The sequence below is a fragment of the Alcanivorax sp. HI0083 genome (assembly GCF_001635175.1).
Map to the genome: position 1 here is coordinate 1 of NZ_LWFX01001620.1, position 515 is coordinate 515.

Sequence of the window (515 nt, forward strand, 5' to 3'; positions counted from 1 at the left end):
CACAGCCGCTGCATTACTGTTGCCGCCAGCACAGCCCACTGCAGGGGCAGAGACAGCAAAGACGGGGTCCCGGTGATGGATCCGAGGAGACGCTCATGGCAAAAAACGCAGCCCCCGCGCTGGAAACCTCGCTGGATAGCCTGGAAACCCTGGTGGAACGGATGGAATCCGGTGAGTTGACCCTGGAAGACTCCCTGAAAGCTTTCGAGGAAGGCGTACGCCTGTCCCGGGAGTGCCAGCAAGCTCTGCAGCAGGCGGAACAAAAAGTCCGCATCCTGCTGGAACAGAGCACCGCAGCCGATCCTGAGCCCTTTACCGGTGGTGATAATGAACAGTGAGACGGCGAGCGAATTCGCTGCACTGGACCAACTGACCGACACTGCCAAGGCCCGCCTGGAGCTGGCCCTGGACCACTACCTGCCCACCCAGAGCGCCGCCTCCCGGCTCAGCCAGGCCATGCGCTACGCCGCCCTCAGCGGCGGTAAACGCATTCGCCCTCTACTGGTCTACGGCGC

The 515-nt window shown here is 62.9% G+C and carries 1 protein-coding gene and 1 pseudogene; both read left to right on the top strand.

What is annotated here, in order from left to right:
- The first annotated feature begins 95 nt into the window (after positions 1-95).
- Positions 96-338 (top strand): exodeoxyribonuclease VII small subunit, encoded by a 243-nt coding sequence (locus A3754_RS23975; RefSeq protein WP_063521544.1) that lies wholly within the window; start codon positions 96-98, stop codon positions 336-338.
- Positions 328-515: pseudogene (locus A3754_RS23980) on the top strand (geranyl transferase); the annotation flags it as partial. The gene A3754_RS23975 and the pseudogene A3754_RS23980, both read left to right, overlap by 11 nt.

Excerpts from the sequence above, each read along its gene's own strand:
- A3754_RS23975 (WP_063521544.1), top strand. The coding sequence starts at position 96 with ATGGCAAAAAACGCAGCCCCCGCGCTGGAAACCTCGCTGGATAGCCTG.